Origin of the sequence: Microbacterium canaveralium (genome assembly GCF_047238045.1) — a bacterium.
Taxonomy (GTDB): Bacteria; Actinomycetota; Actinomycetes; order Actinomycetales; family Microbacteriaceae; genus Microbacterium.
On record NZ_JBDFMA010000003.1, the window covers coordinates 3,002,986 to 3,020,051 of the forward strand.

13 protein-coding genes are annotated in these 17,066 nt (G+C 70.3%); 4 read left to right on the forward strand and 9 right to left on the reverse strand.

Features of this window, described 5'->3' with window-relative positions:
* Window positions 1-90: 90 nt before the first annotated feature.
* The 3 genes from ABC271_RS15300 to ABC271_RS15310 are packed head-to-tail and all read right to left on the reverse strand — an operon-like array spanning window position 91 to window position 3,010.
* Complete coding sequence (locus tag ABC271_RS15300) at window positions 91-1,059, reverse strand: DNA-methyltransferase (protein WP_412925692.1); 969 nt, start codon at window positions 1,057-1,059, stop codon at window positions 91-93.
* Complete coding sequence (gene lplAB / locus ABC271_RS15305; RefSeq protein ID WP_412925693.1) at window positions 1,056-2,105, reverse strand: lipoate-protein ligase LplAB; 1,050 nt, start codon at window positions 2,103-2,105, stop codon at window positions 1,056-1,058. The genes ABC271_RS15300 and lplAB overlap by 4 nt, the downstream gene beginning before the upstream one ends.
* A 56-nt stretch (window positions 2,106-2,161) precedes the next feature.
* Entirely contained in the window at window positions 2,162-3,010 is an 849-nt protein-coding gene (locus ABC271_RS15310; protein WP_412925694.1) for an alpha/beta fold hydrolase, read from the reverse strand.
* A gap of 84 nt (window positions 3,011-3,094) precedes the next feature.
* On the opposite strand from ABC271_RS15310, the gene ABC271_RS15315 reads away from it, so the two are divergent.
* Both ABC271_RS15315 and ABC271_RS15320 read left to right on the forward strand, forming a co-directional pair.
* Window positions 3,095-3,556 (forward strand): MarR family winged helix-turn-helix transcriptional regulator, encoded by a 462-nt coding sequence (locus tag ABC271_RS15315; RefSeq protein WP_412925695.1) that lies wholly within the window; start codon window positions 3,095-3,097, stop codon window positions 3,554-3,556.
* Window positions 3,553-4,938, forward strand: a complete 1,386-nt coding sequence (locus ABC271_RS15320) for an MFS transporter (protein WP_412925696.1) — start codon at window positions 3,553-3,555, stop codon at window positions 4,936-4,938. Before ABC271_RS15315 ends, ABC271_RS15320 begins: the two co-directional genes overlap by 4 nt.
* 51 nt (window positions 4,939-4,989) lie before the next feature.
* On the opposite strand, the gene ABC271_RS15325 is transcribed toward ABC271_RS15320, so the two are convergent.
* A complete protein-coding gene (locus ABC271_RS15325) occupies window positions 4,990-6,423 on the reverse strand; it encodes a helix-turn-helix transcriptional regulator (RefSeq protein ID WP_412925697.1) in 1,434 nt (477 codons plus the stop codon).
* A gap of 110 nt (window positions 6,424-6,533) precedes the next feature.
* Here ABC271_RS15325 and ABC271_RS15330 point away from each other — a divergent pair, with 110 nt between their 5' ends.
* Complete coding sequence (locus ABC271_RS15330; RefSeq protein ID WP_412925698.1) at window positions 6,534-8,147, forward strand: DHA2 family efflux MFS transporter permease subunit; 1,614 nt, start codon at window positions 6,534-6,536, stop codon at window positions 8,145-8,147.
* A gap of 259 nt (window positions 8,148-8,406) precedes the next feature.
* Here the strand turns inward: ABC271_RS15330 and ABC271_RS15335 are convergent, their stop codons facing one another.
* From ABC271_RS15335 to rhaI, 4 genes are all read right to left on the reverse strand, one after another.
* Window positions 8,407-9,660, reverse strand: a complete 1,254-nt coding sequence (locus tag ABC271_RS15335) for an alpha-hydroxy acid oxidase (protein ID WP_412925699.1) — start codon at window positions 9,658-9,660, stop codon at window positions 8,407-8,409.
* A 56-nt stretch (window positions 9,661-9,716) separates the two neighbouring features.
* Complete coding sequence (locus tag ABC271_RS15340; RefSeq protein ID WP_412925700.1) at window positions 9,717-11,117, reverse strand: rhamnulokinase; 1,401 nt, start codon at window positions 11,115-11,117, stop codon at window positions 9,717-9,719.
* Complete coding sequence (locus tag ABC271_RS15345; RefSeq protein WP_412925701.1) at window positions 11,114-13,150, reverse strand: bifunctional aldolase/short-chain dehydrogenase; 2,037 nt, start codon at window positions 13,148-13,150, stop codon at window positions 11,114-11,116. The genes ABC271_RS15340 and ABC271_RS15345 overlap by 4 nt, the downstream gene beginning before the upstream one ends.
* Window positions 13,151-13,298: 148 nt before the next feature.
* A complete protein-coding gene (gene rhaI, locus ABC271_RS15350; protein WP_412925702.1) occupies window positions 13,299-14,465 on the reverse strand; it encodes an L-rhamnose isomerase in 1,167 nt (388 codons plus the stop codon).
* A 115-nt stretch (window positions 14,466-14,580) separates the two neighbouring features.
* Between rhaI and ABC271_RS15355 the strand changes: the two genes are divergently transcribed.
* Window positions 14,581-15,576: a LacI family DNA-binding transcriptional regulator gene (locus tag ABC271_RS15355; protein WP_412925703.1), complete on the forward strand. Its 996-nt coding sequence runs from the start codon at window positions 14,581-14,583 to the stop codon at window positions 15,574-15,576.
* Window positions 15,577-15,585: 9 nt separating this feature from the next.
* On the opposite strand, the gene ABC271_RS15360 is transcribed toward ABC271_RS15355, so the two are convergent.
* Window positions 15,586-17,052 carry an MDR family MFS transporter gene (locus tag ABC271_RS15360; protein ID WP_412925704.1) on the reverse strand — a complete coding sequence of 489 codons (1,467 nt, stop codon included), beginning with the start codon at window positions 17,050-17,052 and terminating at the stop codon, window positions 15,586-15,588.
* Between the last annotated feature and the right edge of the window lie 14 nt (window positions 17,053-17,066).

The following is a 17,066-nucleotide window of genomic DNA, read 5'->3' on the forward strand; positions in this document are numbered from 1 at the left end:
TTGCAGGCTGCAAGAGAGATGTCGGCGCGATGAAGTCTCGGCGATGCAGGACGGGGCCGCACCGGGCGGGTGCACCGACGCGAGCGGGCGTCAGCGAGCGACGCGGGCTCCGGGCAGGCGCGCGCGCATCACGGCCACCGCGTCGGCGTTGTCGTCGATCAGCACGCTGTGGCGGCCGAGCGGAGCGGCGACGGCGCCGAGAGTGCCGCTGCCGGCGAACATGTCGAGCACACGGTCGCCGGGGCGACTGGATGCCTGGACCATGCGCCGCAGCACGCCCTCGGGCTTCTGCGTCGGGTAGCCCGTCTTCTCGCGGCCGGTCGTGGGCACGATGGTGTGCCACCAGACGTCGGTCGGGAGCTTGCCGCGCGCCGCCTTCTCGGGGGTCACGAGGCCGGGCGCCATGTACGGCTCGCGGTCGACGGCATCCGAGTCGAAGAAGTACGCGGAGGGGTTCTTCACGTACACGAGGATCGTCTCGTGCTTCGTGGGCCAGCGGCGCCGCGTCTTCGCACCGTAGTCGTATGCCCAGATGAGTTCGTTGAGGAACCGGTCGCGCCCGAACAGCGCGTCGCACATGACCTTGGCGTAGTGCACCTCGCGGTAGTCGAGGTGCAGGTACAGCGTGCCGTCGTCGGCGAGCAGGCGCCACGCTTCCTCGAGACGCGGCTCGAGGAACGCCCAGTAGTCGTCGAAGCGGTCGTCGTACGTGCGCAGATCACCTCGCAGCCGCGCGTAGTCGCGCCCGTGGAACCCGCGCTGCACGACCGGGGCCGGAGCGGGTTCGTCCTCGCCCGGGAAGACGAGCATCGCCGGGTCACGGGGCGGTTCGGATGCCACGACCACCGGCTCCTCGGCATCCGGCGTCTCGTCCGCGGGCGGAGTCCATCGCGCCGACTCCACGGCCTTCGACCGCGTGCGACCGGTGTTGAAGGGCGGGTCGAGGTAGACGAGGGTGAACGATCCGGCGGCGAGCGCGGGCGTCACGGCGAGGTTGTCGGCGTGGTGGATCTCGACGGTGCCGTGATCGAGAACGCCAGCCAGGGTCGAATCGCTCACGGAACGCGCTGCAGCCACGCGTCGGTAGCGAACTTCGATGCGACGAGCGCCTCGGCCTCGGCATATTCCTCTTCGGTGATATGCCCCTCGGTGGCTCCGTAGAGCGTCGTGAACGTGTCGATGAACCGCTGGATGACGGCATCCCGAGGGAGGCCCGTCTGGCTCCGCAGCGGGTCGACGCGCTTCGCCGCCGAGACCGTGCCCTTGTCGCTGAGCTTCTCACGGCCGATGCGCAGCACCTCGGTGAGCACCTGCCCGTCCATGTCGTAGCTGAGGGTCGCGTGATGGAGGACGCCGCCGTTGGCGAGGCGCTTCTGCGCGGCACCCCCGATCTTCCCGTGGGGTCCGGCGATGTCGTTCAGAGGCTGGTAGACGGCGTCGATGCCGAGCGACCGCAGCGCCTGTAGCACCCAGTCGTCGAGGAACGCATACGAGTCGGCGAACGTCATGCCCGCGACGAGCGACGCCGGAACGTACAGCGAGTAGGTGACGATCGAGTTGGCGGCCATGAGCATCGCCCCGCCACCCGAGATGCGGCGGACGACGTCGAAGCCGTGCTTCGCGGCACCCTCGGGGTCGACCTCGTTGCGCAGCGATTGGAACGACCCGATCACGACGGCGTTCTCGTTCCACTCCCACAGGCGCAGCGTGGGCTTGCGCAGACCTGCTCCCACGCGCGCGGTGAGCACCTCGTCGAGCGCGAGGTTCATCCGCGGCGAGACGGGGGCGTCGTGCACGACCTCCCACTCGAAGTCCGCCCAGCCCGGCGCCGTGACCAGCGCGCGGCGGATCGCCGTCGCGACCGATTCGGGCGTGAAGCCGAGCAGCTGCGCCCCCTCGGGCAGCGCGGCCCGGATCGCGGCGGCGATCGTGGGAACGTCCGACTCGATCGGCAGGCCGTTGACGGCCGCGTCGATGTCGTCGAGAGCGTCGTCGGGTTCGAGGAAGAAGTCGCCCGCGAGGTGGAAGCCGGAGATCCGGCCGTCCGTATCGTCGAGGTCGACGACGACCAGCTTCCCGCCGGGGACCTTGTACTCGCCGTGCATGCGTCCAGCCTACGGCGGGCCCGTGCGCGTCGAGCCCCGCGTCAGGAGAACGGGCGTCAGTCCCGCGCGGGGAACCGCGCGTCGAGCCAGGCGGCGAGGTCGGCGCGCACCTCGGCCTGCTGCGCCTCGGCGAAGATCTCGTGCCGCGCGCCGGGGTAGACGAGGGTCGTGACGTCGGTGAAGCCCGAGCGCTTCCGATAGGCATCCGCGAGGAGATGCACGCTGCGGGGACCGCCGACCGGGTCGTCGCGCCCGACCATGAGGAGCGTCGGGATGTCGTGACCGAGATCGCGGCGCGGACGACCGATGAGCTTCGCCGTCTCGACGGGGCCGAACAGCCGCAGCAGCGGTGTCGAGGTCGTCAGCGGATCGGAGAGGAAGTCCCGGCCGACCTGCTCGACGCTCGAGAGCCACTCCATACCCGTGCCCTTGAGGTGCTTCCACCGGGCGTTGAGGTCTCCGGAGTTCAGCGCACCCGGCCAGCGCAGCGCGGATCCGCTCAGGACGAGGGCGTCATAGGCATCCGGATGCCGATCCACCAGCATCTGCGCGAGGAATGAGCCCCACGAATGGCCGAGGAGGACGATCGGCAGGTCGGGGTGCGCTTCGCGGATGATCTGGGTCAGGGTCCACACGGCGTCGCGGGCGGCGCCGAGGCCGCCGGGGCCGAGGCGGCCGAGCTTCGCGTGATCGTCGCCCCACTGCCGCAGACCCGTGCGCCCGTGCCCGCGATGGTCGTCGGCGTACACCGTGTAGCCGTCGGCGACCAGCGCGTCGATGAGAGCGCCGTACCGACCCGCGTGTTCGCCGACACCGTGCAGCAGCTGCACGACGGCCCGCGGCGACTCTGCCTCGTAGACGTCGTAGATGATCGGAATGCCGTAGGCGTCGACGTACTCGGGCATGCGCCGAGTCTAGGGGCGGGGGTCCGGACGGAGAACGACGAATCAAACCATTAGCAAGACTAATGAGGTATGCTAATTAACAGCATGAACAAACGCGTCGACGAATCCCCCCGATCCGACTCGCGCGACGACCTCAGCACGGCCGCCTCCGAGCTGCGCATGGCCACGTTCCGTCTCGCCCGGCGCCTGCGGGCGCAACGCGCGGTCGACACCATGAGCGACGGGCAGTTCGCGGTGCTCGCCGCGCTCACCATGCACGGCGACCATACGCTCGGCCAGCTCGCCGACCGCGAGCGGGTGACGGCTCCCTCCATGAACCGGACCGTGTCGCTCCTCGAGGAGGCGGGCTACGTCTCGCGCACTCCCGATGACGACGACCGTCGCAAGGTCACGATCGCCCTGACGGATGCCGGTCGTCTCGTCGTCGACGAGACCGTGCGGCGCCGCGACGCCTGGCTCGAAGAAGCCCTCGCCGCACTGGACGACGACGAGCGGAAGACACTGGCGGCCGCGGCCGAGATCATGCGAAGGGTGGCGGAGAGATGAGTGCGATGTTCCGCTCGTTCTCGGTCTACAACTATCGCGTCTGGTTCATCGGCGCCCTCGTGTCGAACATCGGCGCGTGGATGCAGTCGACCGCGCAGAACTGGGTCGTCCTGACCGAGCTGACCCCGAACGACGCCGCCGCGATGGGCGTGACGATGGCGCTGCAGTTCGCTCCGCCCCTGCTGCTCGTCGGGGTCACGGGGTGGGTCGCCGACCGCTTCGACCGCCGCAAGCTCATCATGTGCACGCAGAGCGCGATGCTCGCGCTTGCCGTGGCCCTCGGCATCCTGCTGCTGACCGGGGTCATGACGCTGCCGCTCATGTTCGTCTTCGCCCTCGCGCTCGGCGTCATCACGGCCTTCGACAATCCGGCGCGTCAGGCGTTCGTCTCCGACCTGGTCGCGAAAGAGAACGCCTCCAACGCCGTCGCGCTGAACGCCGCCTCGTTCAACACGGCGCGCCTGATCGGCCCCGCCGTGGCGGGTCTCATGATCGTTGTCGTCGGCACGGGGTGGGTGTTCCTCGTCAACGCGTTCACCTTCATCGGCATGCTCGGCGCCCTCGCCCTGATGCGCCCGCACGAGCTGGTCAGTCATCACCGCGGCGGCGGCCCCGCCCGCCTGGCCGACGGATTCCGGTACGTCGCGAAGCGCCCCGATCTCGTCGTGACGTTCGCGATGGTCTTCCTGCTCGGCGCCTTCGGCATGAACTTCCCGATCTTCGCCTCCACGATGGCCCTCGAATTCGGGCGCGGCGCCGACGGCTTCGGGCTTCTGAGCTCGTTCGTCGCGATCGGCTCGCTCGCCGGAGCGCTCCTCGCCGCGCGGCGCGACCAGGCCCGCATGCGGGTCGTCATCCTCGGTGCCGGCGGCTTCGCCGTGGCATCCACCCTGTCCGTCCTCGCCCCCAGCTACGAGACGTACGCGGCGACGCTCGTGCTCACCGGCTTCTGCGTGGTGACGACGCTCACGACCGCCAACGGCTACGTGCAGACCACCACCGACCCGGCGCTGCGCGGTCGGGTCCTCGCGCTCTACATGGCGATCCTCCTCGGCGGCACCCCCGTGGGCGCCCCGATCGTCGGCTGGGTCGCGGGAGAGTTCGGCCCGCGCGTGGCGATCGGGCTGGCCGCCATCGTGGCGTTCATCGCGTGCGGCATCGGCGTCGGATGGACGCTCGGGAGCGGCCGCGTGCACAAGCACGAGACGAAGCGGTTCCGGATCACCCTGGACGAGACGCGCCCCATCACCACGATCGCCCCCGAACCGGAGGACTTCAGCGATGAGGTCGCCGGCACGACCCCGATCCCGCTGCCCACGGATCGCGCGACGGGACTGGCCGGGAACGCGCGACCCGCCCCGCGGACCCACCCCTCGACCTGACCACGGGGCGCGACCGGGACCGAACACCCCACCCCATCGTGACGGTCGCGGTCAGACGTAGAACCCGTGCGCCTCGAGCACGGCCACGGCGGCCTCGCGTCCCGACACCTGGAGCTTCGCGTAGATCGAGCGCAGCTGCGACTTGACGGTATTGGGAGAGACCTCGAGCTCTTCCGCGATCTGCGGCAGGCTCCGGGGGCCGCGGAGCGACAGCGCGAGTCGCTCCTCGCGCGGACTCAGCGCGGGCAGCCGTGGACGGTGGTCGTTCGTGGGGACCACCGCGAGCATCGCCGCCACGCGCTCGGCCGCTTCCGCGGAGTCCGGATGCCGTGCCGTCATCCGCTCGAGAAGAAGGAGAAGCTCCGTCCGCGGCAGCGTCAGGTACGGGGTGAGAGACCCGCCCATGTTCTCGGACAGGTGGAACCCCTCGTCGAACGCGGCGTCGGCGGCGTGATCGTTGCCGAGACGCACGTGGGCGACAGCGCGACGGAGCAGCAGGGGAGTGAGAGTACGGACGCAGTGGTGCGTCCCCATGCGGATGCACGGATCCGTCGACTCCAGCACCTCCCGCTCACGGCCCAGGGCGATGAGAGCCGCGGCGCGCTGCATGTCGAAGCACAGCGCGTGGCCGGGCGGCGACACCCGCCCCTCCAGGACCGCCAGTGCGCGTCGCGGCTCGCCACGGGCCAGGAGCAGGTCGGCGTACACACCCTGCGCGAAACCCCGCACCATCGCATGACCCGAGTGCGCATCGGTGCCACCCGCGAGGGCGGCCACGAGCACGATGCCCTCGGCGTAGTCGCGACGGATGAGCGCGCACATCGCCTCGGCGGCCCGGGCCGAGTACTGCCAGAACGGATCCGCTGGCGATCCCTCGCGCAGGTGCTCGGCGGTGCGTGAGAGCGTCTCGGCGTCGAGGGCAGCGGAGGCGATGAGGATGCGCGCGAGCAGCAGGTCGTAGTCGGGGTGCACGATCCCCCAGCCGGACGTCTCCGCCAGGTCGTCGCACACCTGCAGGCTCTCCTCCGCCAGGCGGTACTCGCCGTTGACGGCCGCCGCCAGACAGCGCACCGCTCGGGCGCGGTAGAGCGTCGCTGCGTCGGGGGCGTACGCGATGGCGGAGGCGGCATACTCACCGGCCCGGCGCGACCACCCCGCCGCCGCGTAGACCTCGGCCACCGCGGACAGCAGGGTCGATCGCGTCTCCGGCTCCATCCGGCCCGGAGCTCGGAGGCGTCCGTCGGCGAAGTGCGCGTCGACCAGGCGGATCGCGTCGTCCACACGGTCCAACCGGGCACGCGCGATCAGGAGCGCCTCGAGCGTCTGCGCGCTGGCATCCACCCAGATGCGCGGGGCGGGCCCGGCCTCGATATCGGCCAGGAAACGCAGGTCTGCGATGTCGGGCGCCGGCGACAGGGGCAGCGCGCCCGCGACGACCCGCTCTGCCACCACCCTGACGTTCGACAGGGGGGACGACTCGATCACGACCAGCTCCCCATCATCCGATGGTAGGTCACCCCCCTGCGCAATCCGGCCGATCGACGCGACGCGGTAGACAACTACCGTTGTTCAATTTCGCTAGATAAGCTAGCGATATGAACGCATCTCGGACGGGTCGCCGCTGGGCCGGGCTCGTCTTCATCAGCATCGCGGTCTCGCTGATCATCGTGGACTCCACGATCGTCAACGTCGCCGTCCCGTCGATCGTCGAGGATCTCGGCATCTCATCCACCGACGTCCAGTGGGTCCAAGAGGCGTACACCCTCGTCTTCGCGTCCCTGCTGCTCGTCTTCGGCAGCCTCGCCGACCGTTTCGGACGTCGACGGCTCATGCTCATCGGCGTCGTCGTCTTCGGCCTCGCGTCGATCGCCGCCGCGATCGCCCCCAGTGGCGGACTGCTCATCCTCGCCCGCCTGGTGCAGGGCGTCGGCGGGTCGATGATCCTGCCGACGACGCTGTCGCTCATCAACGCCACGTTCCGCGGACGCGAACGCGGGATCGCTTTCGCCGTGTGGGGATCCACCATCGGCGGCATGGCGGCGGTGGGCCCTCTGCTCGGCGGCTGGCTGACGACCTCGTTCTCGTGGCGATGGGCGTTCGGGATCAACATCCCGCTCGGCATCCTCATCATCGTCGGAGTCCTGTTCACGGTGGCGGAATCGCGGAGCGACCGCCGCGAGAGCATCGACGGCGTCGGCGCCCTGCTGTCGGTGCTGACGATGGCGCCGCTCGTCTTCGGGCTCATCGAGGGCCGCACGTACGGCTGGTGGACCGTGAACGAGACCCCTCGGATCGGCGACGCGCAGTGGCCGGTGTCGCTCTCGCCGGTGCCGATCGCGTTCGCGGTGGCGGCGGTCGCCCTCGTCGCGTTCATCGCCTGGGGGCTTCGACGGCAGCGAACCGGCCGTTCGACGCTGCTCGCCCTGGGCCTCTTCCGGATCGCGTCCTTCCGCAACGGCAACATCGCCGCCGCCGTCGTATCGCTCGGGGAGTTCGGCATCATCCTCGCGCTCCCCCTATGGCTGCAGTTCGTCGTGGGCTTCGACGCACTGCAGACCGGCCTTCTGCTGCTGTCGCTCGCGATCGGCTCCTTCGTCGCCAGCGGTATCGCCGGCGCTCTGAGCGGGCGCGTCGCCCCGGTCTGGATCGTCCGGGCGGGCCTGCTGGGCGAGATCATCGGTGTCGCCGGCGTCGCCTTCACGATCGGACCGGATGCCACCTGGGGCCCGCTCGTCCCGTTCCTGTTCGTCTACGGCGTCGGTGTGGGCCTGGCGACCGCACAGCTCACCGGCGTGGTGCTGGCCGAGGTGCCGCCCGGAGAGAGCGGCGCGGCGTCGGGGACGCAGTCGACCTCGCGGCAACTGGGTGCGGCGCTGGGTGTCGCGATCCTGGGCACGGTGCTGTTCTCCACCACCGGGAGCGTGCTGTCGTCGGCCCTCGACGACCGCGGCCTGCCCGCCGAACAGCGTGACCAGGTCGTCTCGCAGGTCGTCGACAGCGCCGGCGCGGCGATCGTCGGCCTCGAGCAATCGCCCCTGACGAAAGACGTTGCGTCCGATGCGCGCGCCGCCTTCAGCGACGGCACCCGCGCGGCCGCGTTCACCGCGGCGGGCTTCCTCGCGCTCGGCCTGCTGTCCACGCTCACGCTCGGCGCCGCCGCGAGGACGCGCGGCGGCCGCGACGAGGCTGCGGCGGCGGAGGGGTCGTGACCAGGGCGGCGCGACGCACGCTCAGCGATTCGCGCCGGAGCGTACGCCGCGGCCGCGCCGCACACGCTCAGCGATCCGCACCCAATCAGCGGCATCCGCCCGCATCGCACTGAGGTTGCGCGAATCGCCGACGCTGCGCGCGGTACGGCAGACGCCGCGGCCGCGCCGCACACGCTCAGCGATCCGCACCCAATCAGCGGCATCCGCCCGCATCGCACTGACGCAGCGCGAATCGCCGACGCCGCGCGCGGACCCGGGGTCAGACGCGCGCGTCGACCCCGTCGGCGACCGGCACCAACCGCGTCAGCTGCGTGACGTGGCGGGGTTCGAGCTCGTCGAGGCTCGAGACTCCGAGCAGCGCCATGGTGCGCTCGATCTCGCTGCGCAGGATCGCGATCGTGCGATCGACGCCCTGGCGGCCGCCGGCCATGAGGCCGTACAGGTAGGCGCGGCCGATGAGCGTGAACTTCGCGCCGAGGGCGATGGATGCCACGATGTCGGCGCCGTTCATGATGCCGGTGTCGACCATGACCGTGGCGTCCTTGCCGACCTCGCGCACCACGTGCGGGAGGAGGCGGAAGGGGATCGGCGCGCGGTCGAGCTGGCGTCCGCCGTGGTTGGACAGGACGATGCCGTCGACGCCGAGGTCGACCAGACGCGCGGCGTCGGCGACGTTCTGCACGCCCTTCACGACGAGCTTCCCCGGCCACATGCCCCGGATGATGTCGAGATCGTCGTAGCTGATCGTCGGATCCATCGCGGCATTGAGCAGCTCGCCGACCGTTCCGCCGGTGGTGCTGAGTGAGGCGAACTCGAGCTTCGGCGTGGTGAGGAAGTCGTACCACCACCACGGCCGCGGGATGGCGTTCACGATCGTCCCGAGCGTGAGCTGCGGCGGGATGGAGAAGCCGTTCCGCTTGTCGCGCAGGCGGGCACCGGCGATCGGGGTGTCGACGGTGAACTGCAGGGTGTCGAAGCCGGCCTTGGCGGCGCGCTCGACCAGACCGTAGGAGATGTCGCGCTGCTTCATCACGTACAGCTGGAACCAGTTGCGTCCCACGGGGTTCGCGGCCTTCACGTCCTCGATCGAGGTCGTGCCGAGCGTGGAGAGGGTGAACGGGATGCCGGCCGCCGCCGCCGCGGAGGCACCGGCGGTCTCGCCCTCGGTCTGCATCAGGCGCGTGAAGCCCGTGGGGGCGATACCGAACGGCAGCGCCGACGGACCGCCGAGGATCTCGCACGAGGTGTCGACGTTCGCCGCCGGCCGAAGGATGTCGGGGTGGAACTCGACGTCCTCGAACGCCCGGCGGGCACGGTCCAGCGAAAGCTCGCCCTCAGCGGCGCCGTCGGTGTAGTCGAACGCCGCCTTGGGCGTGCGGCGCTTCGCGATCGTTCGGAGGTCGTTGATCGTGAGCGCCGCGTCGAGGCGTCGCTTGCGCGCATCGAGCTCGGGCTTCTTGAACTGCATGAGCTCGAGGAGCTCGCCGACCTTGGGCAGCTGGCGCTGAACCATGGAGTCTCGCTTTCGTGTGGTCTGACCACAGACTACGCCCGATCCGGGCGTGATGGTCAGGAACGGGGGTCGTAGCGACGGGGAGGGAACGCGTGCGCGACGCGCGCACGCAGGTCTTCCAGGCTCGCGTCGGCGCCGAAGCAGCCGAGCGCGCGTGCCTGCACGAGCACATTGCCGAAGGCCGTGGCCTCGACTGGACCGGCGAGGACCGGGACGCCGACGCGATCGGCCGTCGCCTGGCACAGCAGAGCGTTTCGCGCCCCGCCCCCGACGAGGTGGACGACGTCGATCTCGCGCTCGGCGAGCGCGCCCGCGGTGCGCACCGCGTGAGCGAACGCCGCGGCGATGCTCTCGACGATGATGCGCACGAACATCGGACGCGACGCCCGGCCCGGCCGATCGGCGTCGAGGAGGGCGGCGATACGGCCCGGCATGTCACCCGGAGCCGCCAGCTCGGGTGCGTTGGCGTCGAACAGCCGCGCGGGCGGCGACACCGACGCCGCGGAGGCGAGGAGCAGCGGGAGATCGATCGCCGAACCGTCCTCCTCCTCCCACGCGCGCACGGTCTCACTGAGCAGCCACAGCCCGGTGACGTTGTGGAGGAAGCGCACGCGCCCGTCGACGCCGCCCTCGTTCGTGAAGTTCGCCGCGCGGGCGGCATCCGTCACGATCGGCTCCGGAAGCTCCAGGCCGACGAGTCCCCACGTCCCGCACGAGATGTACGCGGCGTTCGGGGTCGACAGCGGCACCGCGACGATCGCCGACGCGGTGTCGTGCGACCCCACGGCGACGACGGGCACCGCGCCCAAATCTGCGGGGGTCTCCCCGATCGTCTCGCCCGGGTCCACCAGCGGAGGCAGAACGGATGCCGGGATGCCGAGTGCGACGGCGAGAGCCGTGTCCCACTCCCCCGTGCGCACGTCGAGCAGACCGGTCGTCGAGGCGTTGGTCCGCTCGGCGACCGCGCGACCCGTGAGGCGCTGGGCGAACAGGTCGGGGATGAGCAGACTCGCCTCCGCTTCACCGATGCGGGGATCGGCCGCGTACTGGTAGAGCGTGTTGAACGGGAGGAACTGCAGACCATTGCGGCGGTACAGGTCCTCGAACGGAACCCGCGCGTGCACGGCGTCCACGCCGCGAGCGGTGCGGGCGTCGCGGTAGTGGAACGGCTCGGCGAGCAGCTCCTCACCGCGCACCAGCCCGTAGTCGACCGCCCACGAATCGATGCCCACGCTCTCGATGCCGGGCTCGCGTCGCAGCGCTTCCGCGAGCCCGGCGCGCACGTGGCCCCACAGCGCCTCGATGTCCCAGTGCCATCCGTCGGCACGCTCGACGGGACCGTTCGGGAAGCGGGCGACCTCCTCGAGCTCGATCGTGTCGCCCCCGACGCGCCCGATCATCACGCGTCCGCTGGTCGCGCCGAGGTCGACGGCCGCGACGACCCGCGCCGCCGTCATCGCAGGAACGCCGCGGCGACGCCCGAGTCCACGGGCACGTGCAGACCGGTGGTGCGCGAGAGCTCGGGGCCGGTGAGCACGTACACGGCGTCGGCGACGTTCTCGGGCACGACCTCGCGCTTGAGGATCGTGCGGTTGGCGTAGAACTGGCCGAGGTCCTCTTCCTTCACGCCGTAGGTGGCGGCGCGGTTCGCGCCCCAGCCTGCGGCGAAGATGCCCGAGCCGCGCACGACGCCGTCGGGGTTGATGCCGTTCACGCGCACGCCGTGCTCGCCGAGTTCGACCGCGAGAAGGCGCACCTGGTGCGCCTGGTCGGCCTTGGTCGCCGAGTACGCGATGTTGTTGGGCCCCGCGAAGACGCTGTTCTTCGACGAGATGTAGATGACGTCGCCGCCCATTCTCTGCGCGATGAGCGCCTTCGCCGCGGCCTTCGACACGAGGAACGAGCCCTTCGCCATGACGTCGTGCTGCAGGTCCCAGTCCTTCTCAGTGGTCTCCAGCAGCGGCTTCGACAGCGACAGGCCCGCGTTGTTCACGACGAGGTCGATGCCACCGAACGCCAGCAGCGTGGCATCGATCGCGGCCTGAACGGCCTCGGCATCCGCCACGTTCGCGGCAACCCCGATCGCAACGTCGACTCCCCCGAGCTCGGCTGCCGCGGCCTGCGCCTTCTCGAGGTCGAGGTCGGCGACGACGACGCACGCGCCCTCCGCGGCCAGGCGGGTGGCGATCGCCTTGCCGATCCCGGATGCCGCTCCCGTGACGAACGCGATGCGCCCCTGGTGTGTCTTGGGCTTCGGCATCCGCTGGAGCTTGGCCTCCTCCAGCGCCCAGTACTCGATGCGGAACTTCTCGGCATCCGAGATCGGGGCGTAGGTGGAGAGGGCCTCGGCGCCGCGCATGACGTTGATCGCGTTGACGTAGAACTCCCCCGCCACGCGCGCCGTCTGCTTGTTGGCCCCGTACGAGAACATCCCGACGCCGGGCACGAGCACGATGAGCGGGTCGGCCCCGCGGATGGCCGGGGAGTCGGTGACGGCGTGCGCGTCGTAGTACGCCTGGTAGTCGGCGCGGTACTGCTGGTGCAGTTCCTGCAGGCGCCCGATCGCGTCCTCGGTCGAGGCGTCGGCCGGCAGGTCGAGGATCAGCGGCTTGACCTTGGTGCGCAGGAAGTGGTCGGGGCAGCTCGTGCCGAGCGCGGCCAGGGCGGGCGCCTTCTCGGATGCCAGGAAGTCCAGCACGACGTCGGAGTCGGTGAAGTGGCCGACCATGGGCCTGTCGGTCGAGGCGAGGCCGCGGATGGTCGCGGCGAGGGCTGCGGCCTTCGCGCGGCGCTCGGCCTCGGGGAGGGCGGCGAAGCCAGGACGGACGCCGCCGAACGGCTCGGCCGCGCCGTGCTCGTCGATGTAGGCCTGCGCGGTGTCGATGATCCAGAGGGAGTTGCGCTCGGCCTCCTCGGACGTGTCGCCCCACGCGGTGATGCCGTGTCCGCCGAGGATCGTGCCGATCGCCTGCGGGTTCGCGGCCTTGATCGCGGCGATGTCGAGGCCGAGCTGGAAGCCGGGGCGACGCCACGGCACCCACACGACCTTGTCGCCGAAGATCTTCGTCGTGAGCTCCTCGCCGTCCGCGGCGGTCGCGATCGCGATGCCCGCGTCGGGGTGCAGGTGGTCGACGTGGGCGGCATCCACGAGTCCGTGCATGGCGGTGTCGATCGACGGGGCGGCTCCCCCCTTGCCGTGCAGGCAGTAGTCGAACGCGGCGACCATCTCGTCCTCGCGGTCGATGCCGGGGTAGACGTCGACGAGAGCGCGCATACGGTCCAGGCGCAGCACCGCGAGGCCCTTCTCGGTGAGCGTGCCGAGGTCGCCGCCGGAGCCCTTGACCCACAGCAGCTCGACCGGCTCGCCGGTGACGGGATCGATGTCGGTGCCCTTGGCGGACGTGTTGCCGCCGGCGTAGTTGGTGACCTTCGGGTCGGAGCCGAGGCGATTGCTGCGCGCGACGAGGTCGGCGGCGGTGGAGCTGGTCATGACGTTCCTCACGGGTGGAAGCGACGGGGAGGGAGAACCGGAGTGGCGGGATCGGAGCCTCCGCCCCGGCGGTGGAGGGGGCTGCCGGGCACGGCAGCGGGATGAACACCGGGACGGCGGATTCAGACGCCGCCCCGGTGGGTCTCGGTCAGGCGCCCCAGCCGGCCTGGGTGCCGCCGACGCGCTCTTCGGCGATGCGGGGCAGATAGCCGGATGCCGCGAACGCAGCCATGGGGTCGGCGGGAAGCCCGCGCGACTCGCGCCATTCGGCGAGGGCGGGACGGACGTCGGTGTAGAAGGCATCCATCAGGACCGCGTTGGCGGTGAGGACGTCGTTCGCGTGCTGCGCTGTGGTCAGCGCGTCACGATCGACGAGGAGGGCGCGAGCCGTCATCTCCTGCACGTTCAGCACCGAGCGGATCTGCCCCGGGATCTTGTCCTCGATGTTGTGGCACTGGTCGAGCATGAACGCGACGTCGGGGTTGTTGAGGCCTCCGCCGCGCACGACCTCGGTGAGGATGCGGAACAGCTGGAACGGATCGGCGGCGCCCACGATGAGGTCGTCGTCGGCGTAGAAGCGCGAGTTGAAGTCGAACGAGCCGAGCTTGCCGAGGCGCAGCAGCTGCATGACGATGAACTCGATGTTCGTGCCCGGCGCGTGATGGCCCGTGTCGAGGCACACGAGCGCCTTGTCGCCGAGCGCCGCCACCTGGGCGTAGGACGTCCCCCAGTCGGGAACGTCGGTGTGGTAGAACGACGGCTCGAAGAACTTGTACTCCAGCACGAGCCGCTGGTCGTCGCCGAGGCGCGCGTAGATCTGCTGCAGCGAGTCCTGCAGACGGTCCTGGCGTCCGCGCATGTCGTTCTGGCCGGGATAGTTCGAGCCCTCGGCGAGCCAGATCTTCAGGTCGCGCGAGCCCGTGGCATCCATCACGTCGATGCACTCCAGGTGGTGGTCGATGGCCTTGCGACGGATGCGCTCGTCGTGGTGGGTGAGGGCGCCGAACTTGTAGTCCTCGTCCTGGAAGGTGTTGGAGTTGATCGTGCCGAGCTTCACACCGAGGTCTTCGGCGTGACGGCGGAGGGCGCCGAAGTCGTCGACGAGGTCCCACGGGATGTGCAGCGCCACGGTCGGCGCGAGCGCGGTCAGGCGGTGGACCTGGGCGGCGTCGGCGATCTTCTCGAACGGATCGCGCGGGGTGCCCGCGGTCGGGAACACGCGGAAGCGCGTGCCGGAGTTGCCGAATGCCCACGACGGAAGTTCGATCGCCTGTCCTTCGAGGGTCGACAGGATCTCGGGGGTGAGGGTGCTCATGGGGCGGTCCTTCTCCACGACGGTGGGGTTCGGAGGAAAGATGTGAATCGTTTCATTACTGAATCGATTCAGACGATAGTGTGGTCACCTCGGTTCGTCAAGCGGAGGAGCGCCGGTGTCAGCGAGCATCAAGGACGTCGCGGCGGCGGCGGGCGTGTCCGTCGGCACCGTGTCGAACGTGCTCAACCGGCCCGACAGGGTCTCCCCCGCGATCGTCGAGCGCGTCCATGCGACGATCGACGAACTCGGATTCGTGCGCAACGACGCCGCGCGCCAGCTCCGCGCGGGACAGAGCCGATCGGTGGGTCTCATCGTGCTCGACAGCGCGAACCCCTTCTTCGCCGAAGTGGCGCGCGGCGCCGAGGAGCGCGCCGATGCCGAAGGGCTCTCCGTGCTCCTCGGCAACAGCGGCCCGGACGGCGCCCGAGAGAACGCCTACCTCGACCTGTTCCGTGAGCAGCGCGTTCGCGGCGTCCTGCTCACCCCGAGCGTTCCGGCCGCCCCGGGCATCACGCACGCCGGTATCCCCCTCGTCCTGATGGACGGTGAGTCGGCGGACGGGAGCGTGCCCTCCGTCGCCGTCGACGACGTCGAGGGCGGATACCTGGCCACCCGCCACCTGCTCGAGCGCGGCCGTCGACGCATCGCCTTCGTCGGCGGCCCGCTCGCCGTCCGCCAGGTCATCGACCGCCTAGCGGGAGCCCGCCGCGCCCTCGCCGACGTCCCGGGCGCACACCTCGAGATCGTGGAGAAGCCCGAACTGACCGTTCTCGCCGGACGCCAGGTCGGCGAGGAATTCGCCGCGAGGAAGCGGGAGGATCGTCCGGACGCCGTCTTCTGCGCGAACGACCTGCTGGCCGTCGGCGTCCTTCAGGGCGCGGCGATCCTCGGCTCCATCCGCGTTCCCGACGACCTGGCGATCATCGGCTACGACGACATCGCCTTCGCCCAGTCGACGGTGGTGCCGCTGTCGTCGGTGCGTCAGCCGGCCCGCGAGATCGGGGCGACCGCGATCGAGCTGCTCCTCGAGTCGCTCGCCGACCCCGCGGCGACCCCCCGGCGCGCACGGTTCCGCCCCGAGCTCGTCGTCCGGGCCTCGACCGGAGGCTGACGCCTGAGGTCAGTGCCCGACCGGCACCCCCGTGGCGTCGGCGGGCGTCGGCGTCCGCACGAACGCCGCGAGCACGATCACGGCGAGCGACAGGCACGCCGCGACGAAGAAGGCGGTGTGGATGCCACTGGCGGTGGCATCCACGATGTCGCTGCCCTCGGACGCAGCCGCAGCGGCACCCACGGTCATCAGCGTGACGAAGACCGCGGTGCCCGCGGCACCCGCCAACTGCTGCACGGTCGACACGATCGCCGACCCGTGCGGGTACAGCTCGCGCGGCAGCGAGCCGAGCGCCGAGGTCATCAGCGGGGTGAACATGAACGCCAGGCCCAGGCTCAGCACGCAGTGCACGGCGATGACGAAGCCGATCGGGCTCGCCGTCGACAGCATCGAGAAGCCCCACAGCGCGACGCTCGCCACGATGGCGCCGGGCAGGACGAGCGGGCGCGCGCCGAAGCGATCGAAGAGATTGCCCACGATCGGGGCCATGAGGCCCATCAACAGCCCGCCCGGCAGCAGCATCAGACCGGTGGGGAGCGTCCCCAGGCCCAACACGTTCTGCAGGTACAGCGGCAGCAGGATGAGCACGCCGAACAGCATCGTCATCGTCACGACGACGAGCACGACGGCTACCGTGAACGTCGAGTGACGGAACACGGCGAGATTCAACAGCACGCGGTCGGTCGAGCCCAGACGCAGCTGGCGCACGACGAACGCGGCGAGCGCGATGGCACCGACGACGAGCGGGACCCACACCGGCACGATCGCGTGTCCGCCGGCGGCTTCGCCGATGCTCGAGAGGCCGAAGATGATGCCGCCGAACGCAAGCGCAGAGAGCACGACCGAGAGGACGTCGAGGGTCACGCGGCGGGTGGCGGTGAGGTTCTGCACCCAGCGCGCACCGAGGGCGATCGCGACCAGGGCGATCGGCACCATGACGATGAACATCGCGCGCCACGGGAACACCGACAGGATGAGCCCCGACACCGTCGGACCCACGGCGGGTGCGACCGAGATGACGATCGAGATGAGCCCCATCATGCGTCCACGACGGTTCGCGGGCACGACGTTGAGCACGGTCGTGAACAGCAGCGGGATCATGATCGCCGTGCCGGAGGCCTGCACGATGCGACCGATCAACAGCACGCCGAAGCCGGGGGCGATCGCGGCGATGACGGTACCGAGAGTGAACAGCCCCATCGCGATGAAGAACAGCGTGCGCAGCGGGAACCGCTGGATGAGGAAGCCGGTCGTCGGGATGACGACGGCCATCGTCAGCAGGAACGCGGTGGTGAGCCACTGGGCGGTGGCGGCGGTGATGTCCAGCTCGCGCATGAGCTCGGGAAGAGCCACGCCCATGATCGTCTCGTTCAGGATGACGACGAAAGCGGCGACCACGAGAAGGGCGATGACGGCGCCCGGTCGGACGGGCTTCGCGGGCGGGGCGGCGGTGGGGATGGTTCCGGTGGCGACCATGGGTGACCAATCTG